This is a genomic window from Gillisia hiemivivida, from assembly GCF_007997295.1.
Lineage (GTDB): Bacteria > Bacteroidota > Bacteroidia > Flavobacteriales > Flavobacteriaceae > Gillisia > Gillisia hiemivivida.
This window is the reverse complement of the sequence record NZ_VORY01000011.1, coordinates 1-16,346: the sequence shown is the minus strand read 5'-3', so window position 1 is coordinate 16,346 and position 16,346 is coordinate 1. Positions and strand designations below refer to the sequence as shown.

Annotated in this window: 17 protein-coding genes; 7 read left to right on the top strand and 10 right to left on the bottom strand. The window is 34.0% G+C overall.

Features of this window, described 5'->3' with window-relative positions; all coding sequences use genetic code 11:
• Positions 1 to 322 precede the first annotated feature (322 nt).
• On the bottom strand, positions 323 to 1,687 hold the full coding sequence (locus ES724_RS10215) for an FAD-dependent oxidoreductase (RefSeq protein ID WP_146932676.1): 1,365 nt from the start codon (positions 1,685 to 1,687) through the stop codon (positions 323 to 325).
• Positions 1,688 to 1,965: 278 nt separating this feature from the next.
• Between ES724_RS10215 and ES724_RS10210 the strand changes: the two genes are divergently transcribed.
• The 4 genes from ES724_RS10210 to ES724_RS10195 all read left to right on the top strand — a co-directional run bounded on the left by ES724_RS10210 (position 1,966) and on the right by ES724_RS10195 (position 4,652).
• Positions 1,966 to 3,078: an alkene reductase gene (locus tag ES724_RS10210; protein WP_146932674.1), complete on the top strand. Its 1,113-nt coding sequence runs from the start codon at positions 1,966 to 1,968 to the stop codon at positions 3,076 to 3,078.
• A 32-nt stretch (positions 3,079 to 3,110) separates the two neighbouring features.
• Positions 3,111 to 3,356, top strand: coding sequence for a hypothetical protein (locus ES724_RS10205; RefSeq protein ID WP_026837797.1), 246 nt, complete (start codon positions 3,111 to 3,113; stop codon positions 3,354 to 3,356).
• 348 nt (positions 3,357 to 3,704) lie between these two features.
• On the top strand, positions 3,705 to 3,860 hold the full coding sequence (locus ES724_RS10200; RefSeq protein WP_146932672.1) for a lmo0937 family membrane protein: 156 nt from the start codon (positions 3,705 to 3,707) through the stop codon (positions 3,858 to 3,860).
• A gap of 105 nt (positions 3,861 to 3,965) precedes the next feature.
• Positions 3,966 to 4,652 (top strand): hypothetical protein, encoded by a 687-nt coding sequence (locus ES724_RS10195; protein WP_146932670.1) that lies wholly within the window; start codon positions 3,966 to 3,968, stop codon positions 4,650 to 4,652.
• Between the two features lie 11 nt (positions 4,653 to 4,663).
• Here the strand turns inward: ES724_RS10195 and kynU are convergent, their stop codons facing one another.
• Positions 4,664 to 5,941 carry a kynureninase gene (kynU, locus tag ES724_RS10190; protein ID WP_146932668.1) on the bottom strand — a complete coding sequence of 426 codons (1,278 nt, stop codon included), beginning with the start codon at positions 5,939 to 5,941 and terminating at the stop codon, positions 4,664 to 4,666.
• A 115-nt stretch (positions 5,942 to 6,056) separates the two neighbouring features.
• Between kynU and ES724_RS10185 the strand changes: the two genes are divergently transcribed.
• Complete coding sequence (locus ES724_RS10185; protein WP_146932666.1) at positions 6,057 to 6,701, top strand: O-methyltransferase; 645 nt, start codon at positions 6,057 to 6,059, stop codon at positions 6,699 to 6,701.
• Here ES724_RS10185 and ES724_RS10180 read toward each other — a convergent pair.
• The 8 genes from ES724_RS10180 to ES724_RS10145 all read right to left on the bottom strand — a co-directional run bounded on the left by ES724_RS10180 (position 6,698) and on the right by ES724_RS10145 (position 13,999).
• A complete protein-coding gene (locus tag ES724_RS10180; RefSeq protein WP_146932665.1) occupies positions 6,698 to 7,255 on the bottom strand; it encodes a phosphatase PAP2 family protein in 558 nt (185 codons plus the stop codon). The two genes, ES724_RS10185 and ES724_RS10180, sit on opposite strands and share 4 nt — an antisense overlap.
• Positions 7,255 to 7,536 carry a Sec-independent protein translocase subunit TatA/TatB gene (locus tag ES724_RS10175; RefSeq protein ID WP_026837792.1) on the bottom strand — a complete coding sequence of 94 codons (282 nt, stop codon included), beginning with the start codon at positions 7,534 to 7,536 and terminating at the stop codon, positions 7,255 to 7,257. Before ES724_RS10175 ends, ES724_RS10180 begins: the two co-directional genes overlap by 1 nt.
• Positions 7,537 to 7,615: 79 nt before the next feature.
• Positions 7,616 to 9,928, bottom strand: a complete 2,313-nt coding sequence (locus tag ES724_RS10170; protein ID WP_146932663.1) for a M1 family metallopeptidase — start codon at positions 9,926 to 9,928, stop codon at positions 7,616 to 7,618.
• A 58-nt stretch (positions 9,929 to 9,986) separates the two neighbouring features.
• A complete protein-coding gene (locus ES724_RS10165; protein ID WP_146932661.1) occupies positions 9,987 to 10,493 on the bottom strand; it encodes a DUF6702 family protein in 507 nt (168 codons plus the stop codon).
• A 382-nt stretch (positions 10,494 to 10,875) separates the two neighbouring features.
• On the bottom strand, positions 10,876 to 11,529 hold the full coding sequence (locus tag ES724_RS10160) for a hypothetical protein (RefSeq protein ID WP_146932659.1): 654 nt from the start codon (positions 11,527 to 11,529) through the stop codon (positions 10,876 to 10,878).
• A gap of 3 nt (positions 11,530 to 11,532) precedes the next feature.
• On the bottom strand, positions 11,533 to 12,336 hold the full coding sequence (locus tag ES724_RS10155) for a hypothetical protein (RefSeq protein WP_146932657.1): 804 nt from the start codon (positions 12,334 to 12,336) through the stop codon (positions 11,533 to 11,535).
• Positions 12,337 to 12,356: 20 nt separating this feature from the next.
• Entirely contained in the window at positions 12,357 to 13,166 is an 810-nt protein-coding gene (locus ES724_RS10150) for a hypothetical protein (protein ID WP_146932655.1), read from the bottom strand.
• Positions 13,167 to 13,186: 20 nt separating this feature from the next.
• Positions 13,187 to 13,999 (bottom strand): hypothetical protein, encoded by an 813-nt coding sequence (locus tag ES724_RS10145; RefSeq protein ID WP_146932653.1) that lies wholly within the window; start codon positions 13,997 to 13,999, stop codon positions 13,187 to 13,189.
• A 106-nt stretch (positions 14,000 to 14,105) separates the two neighbouring features.
• Between ES724_RS10145 and pepE the strand changes: the two genes are divergently transcribed.
• Together pepE and ES724_RS10135 are read left to right on the top strand one after the other, a co-directional pair.
• Complete coding sequence (pepE, locus tag ES724_RS10140) at positions 14,106 to 14,813, top strand: dipeptidase PepE (RefSeq protein ID WP_146932651.1); 708 nt, start codon at positions 14,106 to 14,108, stop codon at positions 14,811 to 14,813.
• 1 nt (position 14,814) lies between these two features.
• The gene (locus ES724_RS10135) at positions 14,815 to 15,729 is read left to right on the top strand and encodes a glutaminase (protein WP_146932649.1); all 915 of its coding nucleotides are present in this window, start codon (positions 14,815 to 14,817) and stop codon (positions 15,727 to 15,729) included.
• The last annotated feature ends 617 nt before the right edge of the window (positions 15,730 to 16,346 follow it).

The following is a 16,346-nucleotide window of genomic DNA, read 5'->3' as shown; positions in this document are numbered from 1 at the left end:
TTAAGGAATTTTTTGGCGAAATAGCCAAAAACCATGCTGAAATTCCCGCGGAACAACGATTGAAAAAATCGTCGCTCCTGAATCTCGGGAATTTCAGCATATATTCTGCAAAAAAGGATTAAACAAAACTAACTTCTGGATAGTAGTGAAAATTATATGATTGAAATTAGTAATAAATTATAGCTGGTCATCCTATTCCTATAGCTATCGGACTTGATTCAACATCTCATCCTGTTATTGAAAATCAACTACTCTATGATGAGACCATGAAACTCTCGAAAGCTATCGAGACGGGAATTAAACCCTCAATGAGGCTATAAAATCAATGCTTTGTTTTTTCTAAAAAAGATTCGATAAGATTCAAGATCATTTTTGCAACTTCAGGAGATTCCCATTTTTCTTCAATATTTTCAATTTGCATCACCTCATCCATGATTTCCCTTTGCTCGTCGCCAATTGCCAGCGCATCGGCATATGGTTTGTTTGAAAAAGTAACTCTGGAATACAAAGGAATCCATTTTTCAGGATGTTTTTCAGCAAAGTGCTTTTCTATTTTCTTCCTAAGTATAAATTGTGGATTTGCAGTTTTACTGCTCATCTCCACAAAATTCCTATAACTTAATTCTGCAATAGCATCTGCATTTGGTTTTCTACTTTTTTGATATTCCTTGAAGATCGTTTCCCAATCGTCGCCATGCTTCTCAATAAGATCATCTAAGACAGAAATATCTTCGAATCCCGCATTCATGCCTTGTCCATAAAAAGGGACGATAGCGTGAGCAGAATCGCCCACTAATGCAACTTTATCCCAATAAGTCCAAGGATAACATTTCATAGTTACCATTGCACTCGTTGGATTTTTAAAGAAATCTCGTGTCAAATTGGAAATATCCGATTTAATATCAGGGAAATATTTACTGAAGAATTTTTCTGCATCTGCTTCGGTCTCAATTTTCTCAAAAGAAACTTCCCCTTCAAAAGGCATAAATAGGGTACAAGTGAAACTACCGTCCAAATTAGGCATTGCTATAAGCATAAACTCGCCTCTGGGCCAAATATGAAAGGAAGCATTATCTAGCTTATGAGATCCATCTTCATTAGCAGGAATTGTTAATTCCTTATAACCAACATCTATAAAATTTTGAGAGTAGTTAAACCTACTGCTTCGCTGCATTTTATGGCGAACTCTAGAAAAAGCACCATCGGCACCAAAAACCATATCAAATTGATATTCCTGCCATTCTGCTTTTTCAGACTCTCCCGTATAAATTTTGGCTTCGGCAAGGTTTACATCCCAAACTTTTTCTTCAAATCTAAATTTAGCACCTGTTTCTTCAGCAAGATCAATCATCTTCCTATTGAGGACTCCTCGGGAAATAGAAAAAATTGCTTCTCCTTCTTTCCCGTATTTCTGAAAATATACCGGTTTGTCGTTTACATGTAACGCCCGTTTATCTAATGGCAAGGCGATTTCGCGTATCTCCTCTTCTATTCCCACTTTTCGCAAAGCGCTCCAACCCCTATTAGACATAGCAAGATTTATAGATCTACCAGAAAATTCTACTTTCCTTACATCTTGTCTACGATCAAACACCGTAACCTCATGGCCTCTTTTTCTTAAATAAATGGCAAGTAAAGAACCTACTAATCCGGAGCCAATAATGGCAATATCTTTAGTTTTCTGCATTAATTCTTATAGGTAGATAACCTCTATATTTCAAAAAGTCGTCTAATTTGAAATTAGAAAATTCATGATTCAAAAATACAGATTAATTCTCAATTGATTTTTTTAATACATGTTTCATTTAATATTCTTGCCAATCAAAACATTCGGACATACACTACCCAAAACCCCATTCTAGATCAAGAGTCATTAAAATAAAGTTAAAAATCACCTCAATTACAATTTGTTTAACACCTGTTAGGGAATGCAACAAGTAACTTTAATTTTTTAAACATTAAACAATGAAAGAAAGTCAACCCATATTAGAAACGTATCAATTGGAAGATCTCACTCTCAAAAATAGAGTGATCATGGCTCCAATGACAAGAAATAGAGCAGATAATAAAGATCGCGCTCCAACAGATCTTCATGTTGAATATTACAAGCAGCGCAGTGGGGCAGGTCTTATTATCACAGAAGGTTCTCAAATTTCTGAAAGAGCTGTAGGATACATTAATACCCCAGGAATTTATACCGAAGCTCAAACTGAAGGTTGGAAAAAAGTTACCAAAGCCGTACATGAAGAAGGTGGAAAGATCTTTATACAGCTGTGGCATTGTGGTAGCATGTCCCATCCAAAATTTCATGATGGCGATAAACCTTTAGCGCCCAGTGCTGTAAATCCAAACGAAAAATCTTACACTCCAGACGGTTTTGAAGATACTGTAGAACCAAAAGCGATGACACTTGTTGAAATCAAGGAAACGGTTCAAGAATTTAAAAAAGCAGCACAAAAAGCAAAGGAAGCAGGATTTGATGGAGTAGAGATACATTCTTCCAATGGGTATTTGATTCACCAGTTTTTCAATAAAAATTCAAATACAAGAACCGATGAATATGGAGGAAGCATTCAAAATAGAGCTAGGTTCTTTTTTGAAGTGTTAGATGCCATTAATGAGGTTTGGGATGAAACAAAAATTGGATTAAGATTAAATCCTTCTTTACATGGAATATTTGGAATAACTGCCACAGAGGAAACAATTCCTACATTTGATTATATTGTAGAGAAGTTGAATGCCTATAAATTGGCTTATCTGCATTTATCTGAACCATTTACCGATGTTAGTAAAGTAGATTTTTTGGTTTCTGAAATCGCTAAGCACTATCGTCCAATTTATAAAGGGACTTTAATGATAAATGGAGGTTTTGACCACGACAAAGGAAACAAGGTGATTAAAGATGGCCATGCCGATCTTGTTGCGTATGCAAAATTATTTATCTCTAATCCAGACTTACCGAACCGATTTGAAAAAAATGCCGAATTAGCTAAATGGAATGAAGATACTTTCTACACCCCGGGAGCCAAAGGTTATACAGATTATCCAAAATTAAAGGAAGAACCCGTGAATAAATAATTAGTATATATTAATAATCTAAAACTACAACAATGAAACAAGAAAAAATAGATCAATTAAAAAGCATCTTAAATAAATTAGAAGATATTAAACACAGTCAGGAAAGTGTTATAGATAAAATTAACCACGTAATTACGGACCTTTTTCAACACCCCGACAAAAAATTGGAAAAGGCCATGGAGGATGCTCATCAAAAATCCTCAGATAACGTAGAGTCTGTAAATGAAGTTTTAGAAGAACTTGAGATGAGAATTAATAAAGCTGAAAATGAAAACTAAGATTTTGAATGTTTAAACTTAATGAAGCAAAAATATTGGAAAAGTTAGTCTAAGCTCTACTAACATTCTTTTTAATAAGTCGTTAAAGATTGTTTGACAGGTATTTCTTGATTATAAAAGATGAAGAAAATTTATTTTAAATTCAGAATATTTTAAGAGGTTAGTTAAACACTCGTTAAAATAGCTTAGATTAGTTAGTGCTTTTCATAAATTCGTATCGAAATCTAATCAGATTATTAATTAAGGAATGTGTGCTTTTTAGATTTATCTAATTGTATTGTATTTCTTAACCATTTAATCTATAACCATTAATAAGCAGCAATTGTGCTGCACTAAACAACTGACAATATGAAAGATTTAATTTGGCTAATCGTAGTACTACTAATAATTGGATGGTTAATAGGATATTTTGCCTTTCCAGATTTAGGTAGTATCATCCACATTTTAATCGTGATCGCAGTAATACTTATACTGTACAAACTTCTCACTGGAAGAAGTTTGTAATAAATATATAAATCTTAGAGAGCCCTTTGAAATTCAAAGGGCTTTTTTTTATGCTTTATTTTTAAATACCTCAATAATACCTACTTTTAATTAAAATTTTGAATTATGAAAAAAATATTTACTCTATGTCTGCTTGCTATCTTTTTAGTTAGCTGTAAAAACGATTCTCAGAAAAAAGAGAAATTAGATGAATCCAGTGTTGAAATATCTTCTGAAGAACTTCCTATTGCCGAAAAAATTGCAAATGCCAATGGTATGGAGAAATTCAAAGAGCTAGAGGAATTGAACTTCACATTCAATGTGAAATTAAATGACACATTACGTGCTGAAAGATCTTGGAAATGGTTTCCAGAAACCAAAAAAGTAGAGCTCACAGAAGAAGGTGAAACAATTGCTTACACCCAAGGAGATAGTTTAACCGAAAATGCATTGGCTGCAGATCAAAAATTCGTAAACGATTCTTACTGGTTACTGTTTCCATATCAATTAATGTGGAGTGATTATGAATCTACTTATAATGAAAAAGGAGTAGCACCAATCAGTAATAAGGAAATGCAAATGCTTACCGTTAATTATAAAGGTAAAGGTGGATATTCTCCAGACGATTCTTACCACCTCTTTCTTGGAGATGATAATATGATCAAGGAATGGACTTATGTTTCTTCAACAGGTAGAGAACTAACTACTACCTGGGAAGACTACGAAACTTTTAAAGGCATTCCTATTGCAAAAATGCACAAATCTGCAGATAGTAGCTTTCAGCTGTATTTTACAGATATTAAATTCAAATAACTCAGGATTTGTTAATTTTTGAGTATACCCTTCTTCAAGATCTGTCCAAAATTGTACATATCTTGAAAAGAACAGTAAAATGGTGCAGGAGCCAAGCGGATAACGTTTGGCTCTCGCCAATCTGTGATCACCCCATTCTCCATTAAGAAATTAAAAAGCTCTTTTCCTTCACCGTGAAGAAAAACCGATAATTGAGTTCCTCTCTCCTCTTGCTTAGAAGGTGTTATAATTTCGAAACTTGCATCCACTTCCTTATCAATTTCATGTAAGATAAATTCAAGGTAAGCCACAATTCTGTTTCTTTTTTCAATAAGTGCAGGCATCCCTACCTCATCAAACATTTCCAAAGAGGCTAAATATGGAGCCATTGCTAAAATTGGAGCGTTGCTAATTTGCCAGGCATGCGCATTAGGTTCTGGCTGAAATTCTGGTTCCATTAAAAAACGACGTTTCTTATTATGCCCCCACCATCCTTCTAATCTGGTGATATCCTTTTTATCGTGATATTTTTCATTGATAAAACAGCCAGACGCATTCCCTGGACCAGAATTCATATATTTATAACTACACCAGGCCGCAAAATCCACTCCCCAATCGTGTAATTTTAATTCAATATTTCCAGCGGCATGAGCAAGGTCCCAACCTACTTTTGCGCCAATGGAGTGTCCAGCCTTCGTTATAGTCTCCATGTCCAAGACTTGCCCAGAGTAATAATTAACCCCTCCTATAAGTACTAAAGCGCATTCGTCTCCTACTTCTTCAATTTTCGCAAGTATATCTTCCGTTCTAAAATGATGTTCATTCTCACGCTTCTCTACTTTTACTACGGCTACATCTTCTGTATACCCATGAAATTTAACCTGAGATGCTATCATATATTGATCGCTCGGGAAGGCTTTTTCTTCACAAATTATTTTGAATCTTTTTCCTTCAGGTTTGTAAAAAGTAGCCATCAATAAATGAAGATTTACCGTAAGAGTATTCATCACTGTAATTTCACTTGGTTTTCCTCCTACCACTTTTCCTAGTTTAGCTGAAAAACGTTCATGGTAATCCCACCAAGGCTTTTCCGCATAAAAGTGACCCTCAACAGCCAAATTCGCCCAATCTTCCATCACCTCATCTACATATTTTTTAGCAGATCTCGGCTGAAGTCCTAAAGAATTTCCAGTGAAATAAATCACTTCTTTTCCGTTTACTTTCGGAAAAATGAACTCATTCTTATAAGAAGCTAATTTATCTTCATTATCTAATTTTTTAGCAAAGTCTAGGGTGTTTTCAAATCTCATAGCACTAATTTAATGTAAAAATACCACTAATATTCAGCTACTAAAATTAACAATTCTTAATTCTTGAGGTTTTACGAAAGGAGATATGTTTAAATTTGCTGTAAAATATACAACCATGCATTTTCTTCCTGAAGCCATAGATGATTATACCGTTTCTCACACCCAAGCCGAGCCTGATATTTTAGCGCAATTAACCAGAGAAACGTATCAGAAAATCTTGCAGCCTCGAATGCTTAGCGGACATTACCAAGGGCGTCTACTTAGCATTCTCTCTAAAATAATTAATCCATCAACCATATTGGAATTAGGAACTTATACAGGATATTCGGCAATTTGTTTAGCTGAAGGTTTAAAGGAGAATGGAGAAATTCACACTTTAGATGTCAATGAAGAGTTGCAATCTATTCAGAATAAATATTTTGAGCTTTCTGGTTATAGAGATAAAATCCATCAACATTTAGGCGAAGCTTTAGAAATTTTACCAAATTTAGACATGAAATTTGATCTTGTATTTATGGATGCAGACAAGCCTAATTATCCTGCTTATTTCGATCTTATAATAGATAAATTAAATCCTGGGGGTATTTTACTTACAGATAATGTATTGTGGAGTGGCAAGGTGGTAGAAACCTTAAAGAAAGATGACGTGTCTACGAAAGCGCTTTTAGAATACAATAAAATGGTAGCAACAGATGCTAGATTAGAAACCGTGCTATTACCTATAAGGGATGGATTGAGCTTAAGCCGAAAGAAAGCTTAATAGAATCTTTTTCCTGCTAAAAGATATAATTCATAGAATATATAGCCAAAGATCAAACCTACTATCCCACCTACTAAAAGGTCTAAAGGATAATGAACACCAACATAAACTCGGCTTAAAACAAATATAATTGGCCAGATATAAACTACATATATCCACTTATATTTTTCTCTTAGACTTAGCACCACAAAAGTAGTAACAACGAAAGAAGAGGAAGCGTGTCCTGAAAAGAAGCTGTAATTAGTTGGGGTTTGTAAAATTCTAATAATATCCAATAATTCGGGATCATTATTAGGCCTAAGTCTTACTGCAATACCTTTCACGAAATTAGTGAACGCCAAGGTGGTAAGAAATGAGGCTAATAAGAACGCAGAATTGAAAAGAGCTTTCTTCTTGTGAAAAGCAATAAAAAATAGAATAAAAAAAAGAATATATAGAGGTATCCAATGTTTGATATTGGTCGCGAAGATCCAAAAACTATCGTATTCTTCAATTCCAAGACTATTTAAATAAATAAACAGTTCCCTGTCCCATTTATTCAACTGGTCTAACATTAAAACCTACGTTTTATAGATCCTGTTATTTCGTCTAAGTCCTCTTTTACTTTGCTGATTTCATTTTTAACATCGTTGGAGACATCTTTATTAATACCTTGTTTATCGGCACTTTTAGTAATTTCACTTTTAATGTCGTTAGAAGCATTTTTTAAAGTACGCATACCTTTACCTAGACCTCTAGCGATGTCTGGTATTTTATCGGCACCAAAAACCATGATTAATATAAATATTATAAAACCAATTTCGGCACCACTTATAAATAATGGAATAGTTATCATAGGAACAAAGATAATCACAATATCTATTAAAAAAAGAAGCCGACTCGTTAAAGTCGGCTTAATTTATTTTTCTGAAGAATTACTCTCCATCTTCTTTCTTAAACTGTTCAAATTTGCTGTCTTTAGCTTCTTGAGGCCAGCTATTATTATCTAGATTCACATCGGCAGTTTCCATGTTAGGATCTATTACTACTTTAGTAATCTCCTTATCACTTGCAATTGCTTTGCTAACTTCAGAATCATTCTTTCTCCAAACTTGTACTGGATAGGTTACATTTTTAGTAGTTCCATCTGCATAGGTGAATTCAACTATCAATGGCATTACCAAACCACCCGGCTTATCGAAAGTGATCTCATAAAAATATTTAGGAGACTTCATTTTCGCACGCTCTTCAGCAGTAAAATTATCCATTAAATATTCCTGTAATTTTGGAGCATTTTCTAGAAGGCTCTTAGATTTCATATCTTCAGAATATTCATCACTTCCTTCTTCTACTACATATACCAAATCCATACTTTCTGGATCTGTAACTCCATAACGTTCTAACATCGCTAAACCTTCTTTGGTCGCTTGGTCTGTAACGAAATATTTCTTTACATTTTTAACTCCTATATCTACATAGTCTGTACCATAGAACCAACCTCTCCAAAACCAATCTAGATCTACGCCAGAAGCGTCTTCCATAGTTCTAAAGAAATCTTCAGGGGTTGGATGCTTAAACATCCAACGTTGTGCATAGGTTTTAAAAGAAAAGTCAAAAAGCTCATGCCCCATTACTGTTTCTCTTAAAATATTTAATGCTGTTGCAGGCTTTCCATAGGCATTGTTTCCTAATTGATATACATTCTCTGGATTAGACATGATAGGAGCAATATACTTTTGATCTCCCTTCATATAAGGAACAATTTTAGCAGGCATCCCTCTTCTTGATGGATACGCAGTTTCTGGTGAAATTGCTGCAGGATATTCTTTCGCAAAATCCTGTTCAGCTAAATATTGCATAAAAGTATCTAAACCTTCGTCCATCCAACCCCACTGACGTTCATCAGAATTTACGATCATTGGAAAAAAGTTGTGTCCAACTTCATGGATAATCACACTTATCATCCCAAATTTCACACGGTCACTATAGGTACCATCTTCTTCAGGACGCCCGTAATTCCAGCAGATCATTGGATATTCCATCCCTTGATTCTTTGCATGTACAGAAATTGCTTTATGATATGGATATTGGAAAGTATGCTTAGAGTAAGAAGTTAAGGTTGTAGCTACTGCTCTTGTAGAATATTCCTCCCATAAAGGATTCCCTTCTTTTGGATACATAGAAACAGCCATAACATCTTTCCCCATAACATCTACATTCATCATGTCTACCACAAATCTTCTTGAAGTAGAGAATGCAAAATCTCTCACCATAGTAGCCTTAAGCTTCCATGTTTTCTTTTTGTCTGAAAATTGTTTCTCAGCAGCTTCTGCTTCAGCCTGAGTAACAATAATTACAGGATTGTCGTAAGATTTTTTAGCTTGCTCATACCTTTTCATCATGTCTTTGGTATAAACATCTTTTCTATTCTGAATTTCACCAGTTCCATCTAAGATATGATCTGCAGGAACAGTAATATTCACTTCATAATTACCAAATGGAAGCGCAAACTCACCGTTACCCCAAAACTGCATATTTTGCCATCCTTCTACATCATTGTAAACTGCCATTCTTGGAAAGAACTGAGCGATTACATATACATTGTTCCCGTCTTCAGGAAAATGTTCGTATCCAGATCTAGCTCTATCGGTAACATGATTATTTACATTATACCACCATTTAATAGAAAATGAAGTGCTCTCACCAGCCTTTAAAGGTTGTGGCAAGTCTACACGCATCATTGTAAAATTAATACTGTGAGCAAGAGCTTTTCCATCTTTAGTAACAGACTCTATATTGAAACCACCATCGAAAGACTCGTCCAAAAATTGATTTGCAAAAGTTCCTGGCTGATTAACTGCAGCTATACCACTACCGTTCTTCTCTAATGCTGCAGAATTTTTGGTACGGATATTCTGATCTAACTGAACCCATAAATATTCTAAATCATCTGGGGAATTATTATGATAGGTGATTGTTTCTACCCCGGTAAGCTTTTGAGTTTTATCATCTAACTCAATGTCCATTTTATAATCGGCTTGATTCTGATAGTATGCCGCGCCCGGGGCTCCCGAAGCTGCTCTGTATTGATTTGGAGTTGAAAACTCCTCATAAAGTTGTTTGAATTTGTTTTGATTGGTGTGGCCCATTTCCTTTACTTCTTCCTTTGGAGCTTCAGTTTCCTGAGCATACATTCCAGTAGAAAGAACTAAGAAAAATACCAACATGGCAGATTTAAATTTTCTCATTTGTACTTTGTTGTTTTTTAATGTTGATAAAAATAAGTATTAATTATAGCCTTACAATTCAATTGTTAAAATTTAACACATCTTCCTGCTTGGCTTTATTAAGGATCAAGCTTTTGGTTGAACCTTTATAGTTAACGTGCACTAGATTTTTTTGCTCGCTAAACATATCTGTTAGAATTGCATTTTTGACTTCTATTTTTTTGAAGGCAGTGATTTTTGGAATTTCTAAATAAAGCAAAAGCATATCATCCTCATATTCCTTTCCTAAATAATTGACTTCGGTTAACCTTCCATCTATCTTAACTTCAAGTTTATCATTCAGATATTTTTTCAAATAGTTTGGAACAGAAGAACTTTCGTTGGTTTTCCTTAACCTGATATTTTTGTCATATCTAGTTTGAAGTAAATCTTCCATGTCATCTATAAAAACGCGGGAAATTATCTGAAGGCTGTGAGCTTTCTCATTGTATTCAATTTCTGTAACACTTACGTAGAATTTATGCGCTACTGAGAAAGACATTAACATTAAAACACAAATAATGGGTAAGAAAAATTTGATTTTCATAAAATATTAAAAAATTAAGGAGATATCATAAAGACACCTTATTAGTCTATAAGTAACCTAAAAGCAAAAAATGTTCCAAAAAGAGAGAATAAATTTTTAATAATTATTCAAGAAAGAATATAAGTGGTTGTAAATAAATAATTTAGCTATAAATAAAAACTAAATTTGAAGGAATCTGCAAGAAGTATAAAAACTAATTAAGCCCCAATTTGCTCTTGTTATAAATTTTGCTTTGTTCTATCAAAAATTCGATCAAGGCAAACTGATTTTTAGGTTTCACCAAGATTACTCCCAATCCATTATCATTTGCATAATATATAAAATCATCTATAAAATCCTTTTTAATCGTCAAGGTTTCAGTAAAGAATTTCTCGTCGAAAAGTTAACGTAAATGCGCTATTATATCACTATTGTTTTTGTATTTATCTAAATTCAGTTTTATCTCAGGTGGTTTCGGATCTGGAAGTATTGGGCTAAGTATTAATTCAATAATTCCTATAACATCAGCACCGGGAAGACCTGGCCGCTGGCCTAATGCTAAATTTAAAGGAGCCTTTTGAGGATCGATTATATCCGATTCAAAAGTCATGTTGTTTATGTCCCCAATTGAGAAATTTACCGGCAAATCCCGAACAATTGGAATCTGGGCGATATCTGTATTAATATTTCCAGTAAGAGCTACATTACTAATATTTACTTCAGCAAGAACATTTAAATCTTCAACCAAAACGATATCCAATACCCCATTATGAATAATTTCTGAAGTAATGAGTATTGTAACATTTTTATATTGAACGGAAGAAAACAAAAGTTCATCATTTTCTCTCACCAAAATCTTATAAGATCCAGAATCTGAATTTACCGTTCCGGTTTTTTGAGTAGTATTTATGAGATGTATAGATGCTTCTTCCAGAAAAGGGGCAGAAACGCGGCCATTTAATTGGGTGTTTTCTTGAGCTAACAATGGGGAAACAGTAAATAATAGTAGGGTTATTACTTTTAGATAGGTTCCTTTAATCATTTCTATTTTTAACATTAGTTAATTTTTACTCAATTGCAGGTTATAGTTCCTACTCTGCCGAATCAAAAATTCAGTTACCGCAATTTTATTGGATTGTTTTATAAGCTCGTTCAAGCCTTGATCTATAGCGTAAAATATAAAATCATCTATAAATTGCTTTTCTACCTTCAGTATATCAATAAAAAAATCCTCTTGAAACAACTGTTTTAATTCCTCATTAGAAGCTTTACTTAAAGATACAAAAGCAAGAAATTTGCGCTCTTTTCTATTAAACATTCCATCTATCGAAATACTGGCCCCACCAAGCGCGAGCCCCATTATTTCATTACTCTCAAATGCTCTGTTTCTTGGAGCTTCTAAAGGATCATTAATATCTGCTTCAAAATTCATATGTTTAATATCACTTAAACCATAATTTAGAGGAAGATCATCTAAAACCTGCATGTTTGAAATATCTGTATTAATATTTCCAGTAAGAGCTATATTACTAATATTTACTTCAGCAAGAACATTTACATCTTCAGTTAAAGCCACCTCTAAAAAGCCACTTTTTATGATTTCTGAAGTAATTACAACTGTGATATTTTTATATTGAATAGAAGAAAATAAAAGTTCATCATTCTCTCTCACCAAGATCTGAAAAGATCCAGAATCTGAATTTACCGTTCCGGTTTTTTGAGTAGTGTTTATGATATGTATAGATGCTTCTTCCAGAAAGGGTGCAGAAACGGTTCCTTTTAACTGGGTATTTTCTTGACCTAACAAAGGTGTAACCGTAAATAGTAGTAGTACAAATACTTTTAGATAAGATTGTTTTTTCATAGTGACACTTTGTGCAGCGATTAATTTTGACTCAATTGCATTTTATATTTTTTACTCTTTTCCATTAAAAATTCAATTAAGACTAGTTTATTTGAATTTTCAAGAAGAATACTCAGCCCTTGATCTTCTGCATAAAAAATAAAATCTTCTATATAGTCTTTTTCCAACTCCAGGGTATTAACGAAAAAATCTTCCTGAAACAATTGTCTTAACTGTTCACTGGAAGTTCTTACAGGACCTTTATATACTCTAACTGGAGTCTTTTTTTTAATACCTAGAAGATCAGATATCGCCCCAGGTAATCCCATAATATTTACTCCAGGTTGCATTATCGTATTACTTTCAAACGCTCTGTTTCTTGGTGCTTCTGCGGGATCATTAATATCTGCCTCAAAGGTTATGTTTTTAACATCTCCAAAATTAATGTTTACAGGAAGGTCTACAACCTCCATATTTGCTATATCTTTTGCGATATCACCGGTAAGATTTATATTACTAATATTTACTTCTGCTAGGACATTTAAATCTTCTTCCAGCACAACATTCAAAACACCTTTCGATATGATTTCTGAAGTAATGATTACATTGACATTTTTATATTGAACGGAAGAAAACAATAATTCATCATTTTCTCTCACCAAGATCTTATACGATCCTGAAACTGAATTCACCGTGCCTGTTTTTTGTGTAGAATTTATAATATGAATGGAAGCTCCTTCTAGGTGAGGTGCTGAGACATTTCCGCTAAGTTGAATGTTTTCTTGAGCTATTAGAGGAGAAATAGTTAATAATAGTAGGGCAATTACTTTTAGATAAATTTCATTTCGCATACTATTTTTTAAGATGAAGGTTAATTTTTATTCAGCTGCTTTTTATATTTTTTGCTCTGCTCCATTAAAAAATCAATAAGATCTAATTCATTTCCCTTTCTTAACATTTCTTCATCCAAACCATTTGTATCTGCATATAAGATAAAATCTGAGATGTTTTCTAAATCAATATTAAAATTATCTTTAAAGAACTGGTCATTATATAGTTGTCTTAATTCAACATCTATTTCTTCATAAGAATTAGAATATGGATTAGAAATATCATTTTTCTTGTTAGATATTAACAAAAGCTTGAAGAGATTAACAAAATTGATGCCATTTACTAATCTGGTCTGATTAAAAGCCAAGGCCTGATTTTTTGGTGCCTTCCCAAAATTCGCTACATTCTCTACATTGGCAAATTCACCTTGTGGGATACCAACCTCAATATTAACAGGTAACTGGATCACTTCTAATTTTTCTACATCAACATTCAATTCTCCAGTGAGATCATATGGAGAAACCAGCACTTCTGGGAGTCTATTTACCAGCTCACTCACATAGATATTCAATTTTTTGCTTTCCAGAACACGTTTATCTATTACCACCAAAAATTCCTGAAACTGAACAGCAAAAAACTTAATACTGTCATTTTCTGCAACAGCAATAGTAAATTTTCCTTCAGAATTAGAAATTGTTCCTTCCTTAGAATTAATATTAAAAACACTGATTCCTTGGGGGTCGTCCCCTACAGGAACTTCAATAGAGCCACTTATATTAATTCTATCATTAGATTGCGCATAGGCAAACTGCACGAAAAAGAAGGCAAAAAATAGGTAGGTAAGTTTTTTCATAGAAATGATTTATTTAAAGAAACAATTTAAGACGAAATAAATATAACAAGGTTTACTTAAACTTTGGTTAAAGCGTCACAATACTTAAATTTACAAAAATTAGTGAATGAAAAATGCCATACTAGCAAGTACTTCAACCTTGCACGGTCAACAATATTTAGCTTACTTATTGCCAGAAATTGCTAAGTTATTTAAAAATTGTGATGAAATAATTTTTATTCCCTTCGCCAGACCTGGAGGAATTACACATGAGGAATATACCTCTATAGCAAAAAAAGCTTTTGAAACTATTTCTATAAATGTAAAAGGATTACACGAATTTAAAGATAAAGAGCAAGCTCTAAAAGAAGCTAAAGGCATATTCACAGGTGGCGGAAACACTTTTTTGTTGGTGGATAAGTTACATCGCAATAATTTGATGATGCCTTTGCGAGAACAAATTTTAGCGGGAACTCCTTATCTTGGCAGCAGTGCAGGAACCAATATTGGAGGTCTTACAATGCAAACCACTAATGACATGCCTATAATATACCCGCCAAGTTTTAAAACATTGGGAATTGTTCCTTTTAATATAAATCCGCATTATTTAGATCCAGATCTTAATTCGAAACACAAAGGTGAAACTCGTGAAACCAGAATCAAAGAATTCCACACTATAAATACACAGCCAGTTGTTGGTATTAGAGAAGGAAGTTGGTTAGAAATTAAAGGTGAAAATATTACTCTAAGAGGCAGTCTTTCTGCAAGGATCTTTACAGTTGGCAAAGAACCAAAAGAATTAGTCTCCAATAGCAATCTCTCTGAAATTATATAAAATGGATTATCAAAAGATTCTCAATACTATTCATGAAGATACAAGCTATCACAATGCTATTGGTAAGGTTGCATCATATATTCCTGAACTGGCAAAAGTAGATCCTAAAAAATTTGGGATGCATCTTTATTGCCGAAATTCTGGTCACTATTCTTTTGGGGATAGCCAAGAAAAATTTTCTATACAGAGTATTTCCAAGGTTTTTACTTTAACTATGGCAATGCAGATCCTAGGAGAATCCTTATGGGAACGTGTAGATGTAGAACCATCTGGCGACCCATTTAATTCCTTGACCCAGTTAGAGTATGAACAAGGTGTTCCTAGAAATCCATTTATAAATGCCGGAGCATTAGTAATTGCAGATATTTTGGTGTCTAATTTAGATGATCCCAAAAACGATCTTTTGGAGTTTGTAAGGAAACTTTCGGGTAACAATGAGATAAATTATGACCTTAAGGTTGCCGAATCTGAAAAATCCACCGGGTATAGAAATTATGGTTTGGTAAACTATATGAAGGCATTAGGAAACATTAAAAACGATGTTGAACCCATATTAGATTTCTATTTTCATCAATGCTCTTTAACAATGTCCTGTGAGGAACTGGCAAAGGCTTTTATGCTATTTGCGAACGAAGGAAAATTATTAGGGACCGAAGAAAAAATTATTTCAAAAGAAAGGGTTAAACGTATAAATGCTTTGATGCAAACCTGCGGATTTTACGATGAAGCAGGCGAGTTTAGTTTTGAAGTCGGCTTACCCGGAAAAAGTGGTGTTGGTGGTGGTATTGTTGCTATTCACCCTTCTCAGTTTTCTGTCGCTGTATGGAGCCCGATTTTAAACCCAAAAGGCAATTCTGAATTGGGAATGGCAGCCTTGGAAAAACTGACCACACTCACGGGATTCTCTATTTTTTAGAATAGTTCAAAGGAGTAAAGTTAAAAGTCTTCCCTAATCCCAACCCCAGCCCTTCCCAAAGGGAAGGGAGCCAATGAATTCCAGATATCAAATTACTCAACGCGAAATAATAACTTTTAGGGAGAAGTATAAAGAACTAGGGTTAAAAGTCTTTCCTCATCCCAACCCCAGCCCTTCCCAAAGGGAAGGGAGCAAATGAGATCTAGATATTAGAATCACTCAACGTGAAATAATAGCATTTAGGGAAAAGTATAAAGGACTAGGGTTAAAAGTCCTCACTCATCCCAACACCGGCCTTTCCCAAAGGGAAGGGAGCCAATGAATTCCAAATATCAAATTACTCAACGCGAAATAATAACTTTTAGGGAGAAGTTCAAAAAAGCAAAGTTGAAAGTCCTCCCCTTCGGGGAGGATTTAGGAGGGGATGATCACGAAAGGTTAGAGCGAAAGACCGGTTTCCCTTCGACTAAGCTCAGGACAGGCTTCTCACGGATCAATCTCAAAAGTTGTGTGTGAATTGAAAATGTAGTTCGATATTTGCCAAAAAAAGAGGTTTGGATAACTACCTAGATTTAATTAAGCTTGTATTGCCACAATTCTTAGTGGATCATTTTGAT

Bases quoted from the DNA above. Each gene is read 5' to 3' on its own strand.
- ES724_RS10200 (WP_146932672.1), top strand. From the start codon at position 3,705: ATGAAAGATTTAATTTGGCTAATCGTAGTACTACTAATAATTGGATGG.
- ES724_RS10195 (WP_146932670.1), top strand. From the start codon at position 3,966: ATGAAAAAAATATTTACTCTATGTCTGCTTGCTATCTTTTTAGTTAGC.
- pepE (WP_146932651.1), top strand. From the start codon at position 14,106: ATGAAAAATGCCATACTAGCAAGTACTTCAACCTTGCACGGTCAACAA.
- ES724_RS10215 (WP_146932676.1), bottom strand. From the start codon at position 1,687: ATGCAGAAAACTAAAGATATTGCCATTATTGGCTCCGGATTAGTAGGT.
- ES724_RS10145 (WP_146932653.1), bottom strand. From the start codon at position 13,999: ATGAAAAAACTTACCTACCTATTTTTTGCCTTCTTTTTCGTGCAGTTT.
- ES724_RS10150 (WP_146932655.1), bottom strand. From the start codon at position 13,166: ATGCGAAATGAAATTTATCTAAAAGTAATTGCCCTACTATTATTAACT.
- ES724_RS10185 (WP_146932666.1), top strand. From the start codon at position 6,057: ATGCATTTTCTTCCTGAAGCCATAGATGATTATACCGTTTCTCACACC.
- ES724_RS10135 (WP_146932649.1), top strand. From the start codon at position 14,815: ATGGATTATCAAAAGATTCTCAATACTATTCATGAAGATACAAGCTAT.
- ES724_RS10155 (WP_146932657.1), bottom strand. From the start codon at position 12,336: ATGAAAAAACAATCTTATCTAAAAGTATTTGTACTACTACTATTTACG.
- ES724_RS10165 (WP_146932661.1), bottom strand. From the start codon at position 10,493: ATGAAAATCAAATTTTTCTTACCCATTATTTGTGTTTTAATGTTAATG.
- ES724_RS10160 (WP_146932659.1), bottom strand. From the start codon at position 11,529: ATGTTAAAAATAGAAATGATTAAAGGAACCTATCTAAAAGTAATAACC.
- ES724_RS10180 (WP_146932665.1), bottom strand. From the start codon at position 7,255: ATGTTAGACCAGTTGAATAAATGGGACAGGGAACTGTTTATTTATTTA.
- ES724_RS10205 (WP_026837797.1), top strand. From the start codon at position 3,111: ATGAAACAAGAAAAAATAGATCAATTAAAAAGCATCTTAAATAAATTA.
- ES724_RS10175 (WP_026837792.1), bottom strand. From the start codon at position 7,536: ATGATAACTATTCCATTATTTATAAGTGGTGCCGAAATTGGTTTTATA.
- kynU (WP_146932668.1), bottom strand. From the start codon at position 5,941: ATGAGATTTGAAAACACCCTAGACTTTGCTAAAAAATTAGATAATGAA.
- ES724_RS10210 (WP_146932674.1), top strand. From the start codon at position 1,966: ATGAAAGAAAGTCAACCCATATTAGAAACGTATCAATTGGAAGATCTC.
- ES724_RS10170 (WP_146932663.1), bottom strand. From the start codon at position 9,928: ATGAGAAAATTTAAATCTGCCATGTTGGTATTTTTCTTAGTTCTTTCT.